This window comes from Moorena sp. SIO3I8 (assembly GCF_010692325.1).
Classification (GTDB): domain Bacteria; phylum Cyanobacteriota; class Cyanobacteriia; order Cyanobacteriales; family Coleofasciculaceae; genus Moorena.
In genome coordinates this window covers 1-1797 of sequence record NZ_JAAHHW010000325.1, presented here as the reverse complement: position 1 = coordinate 1797, position 1797 = coordinate 1, and the positions used below count along the sequence as shown (strand labels likewise).

The following is a 1797-nucleotide window of genomic DNA, read 5'->3' as shown; positions in this document are numbered from 1 at the left end:
TTGTCAAGGGGGCTCGAATACGGGCTGGAAGCGGCAGAGAGTATTAGCGATCGCACTATTCCCACCTTTTCGCGGGGTGAACTACCTCACTACGCTGGGATCAATACCTTTCTCAAAGCACCTTATCTCGAAGATGTTCGCCAGGTTGAGGGATACGATGTAGCCATTGTCGGGGTTCCCCACGACTCGGGAACCACCTATCGCCCTGGAACCCGCTTTGGTCCCCAAGGCATTCGCCGCATTTCTGCCTTGTACACCCCTTATAACTTTGAGTTGGGGATTGACCTGCGAGAGCAAATTACCCTCTGTGACGTGGGAGATATTTTCACCATTCCAGCTAACAACGAAAAGTCATTTGACCAGATTTCTAGAGGCATTGCTCACATCTTCAGCTCTGGAGCATTTCCCATCATTTTGGGAGGGGATCATTCCATCGGATTTCCTACGGTTCGGGGTATTTGTCGGCACTTAGGGGACAAGAAAGTTGGCATTATCCACTTTGATCGCCATGTAGATACCCAGGAAACCGACCTGGATGAGCGGATGCACACCTGCCCTTGGTTTCATGCAACTAACATGAGGAATGCTCCAGCCAAGAACTTAGTGCAACTGGGCATTGGCGGTTGGCAAGTACCTCGCCAGGGAGTCAAAGTTTGCCGGGAGCGGGCAAGTAATATCCTGACAGTAACCGATATCACTGAAATGGGATTAGACGCAGCGGTAGAGTTTGCCCTGGAACGGGCACTAGACGGTACCGACTGCATTTATATCAGCTTCGATATTGACTGTATCGATGCCGGTTTTGTTCCTGGTACAGGCTGGCCCGAACCGGGCGGACTCCTCCCCCGGGAAGCTCTGTATCTACTGGGCAAGATAGTTGAGAAAGCTCCTGTTTGCGGTTTGGAAGTAGTAGAAGTCTCGCCGCCTTATGACATCAGCGACATCACTGCCCTGATGGCAACTCGCGTCATCTGTGACACAATGGCGCACTTAGTGCTATCCGGTCAACTGCCGCGCCAGGAAAAACCCTCCTACATTCATCCAGAAGCGCAGCCGGAATTAGTAGAGTGGACTTGAAGGTGGATTTCAACAATGCATGAAACTGACATGACCAAGGCACTAATTGTGACCTTGCGCAATTGGTGGCAAGCACAGCCAGAGCGACCCAAAATTTCCTGCGTCCATCTGACAGTAGGCCAGTTCACTGGCGTCGAACCGGTGAGTTTGGAATTCGCCTTTAAAGCTCAAATTTCCAACACCTTTTTGTCTGGTGCAAAACTGGTGATTCAGGAAACCCCATTAATTGCCTTTTGCCATCACTGTCAACAAGACTATCGGCCTAACATTGATAGTCAATACGCTTGCCCAGAATGTAACTCACCGATGGAAGACATCCGCTCTGGGCGAGAATTAAAGATTGACCGACTTGAATACTGTGGCTGTGCTGTTGAACCCAATGTACCAGAGCTTTGACGCAGCTCTGGAAATTAACCTGCTCGATTAGATTGATTTATGAATTACCCCAATAATGATTAGAAGGGTAATCAAAAAGCGATCGCTAGGAGCTGTAAGCGATCGCTTTTTGGTATTTGTTATTAACTTTTGACAAAGTAGACAAAATCCATACTTTGAGATAAATAACTGGGATTTTGGGTAGATAATCAAGGATTTTTTTGAGGCGCTTCATCAAGACATTGAAGTATGAATTTAGATCATTTTATTTTGGTAAAGCCCCCGTTAATCCGGTTAAATTTGGTAGATTTTTAAAGTTTTTTTCAAAGTTTTGGTATATATGGA

2 protein-coding genes are annotated in these 1797 nt (G+C 47.2%); both read left to right on the top strand.

All coding sequences use genetic code 11. The annotated features are described in order from the left end of the window. Nucleotides 1-1077 (top strand): agmatinase family protein (locus tag F6K51_RS36660; RefSeq protein WP_293030928.1); only part of this gene is annotated, 1077 nt, incomplete at its 5' end. A 15-nt stretch (nt 1078-1092) separates the two neighbouring features. Then, nucleotides 1093-1473 carry a hydrogenase maturation nickel metallochaperone HypA gene (hypA, locus tag F6K51_RS36655; protein WP_293030926.1) on the top strand — a complete coding sequence of 127 codons (381 nt, stop codon included), beginning with the start codon at nt 1093-1095 and terminating at the stop codon, nt 1471-1473. Nucleotides 1474-1797 lie beyond the last annotated feature (324 nt).

Bases quoted from the DNA above. Each gene is read 5' to 3' on its own strand.
- hypA (WP_293030926.1), top strand. From the start codon at position 1,093: ATGCATGAAACTGACATGACCAAGGCACTAATTGTGACCTTGCGCAAT.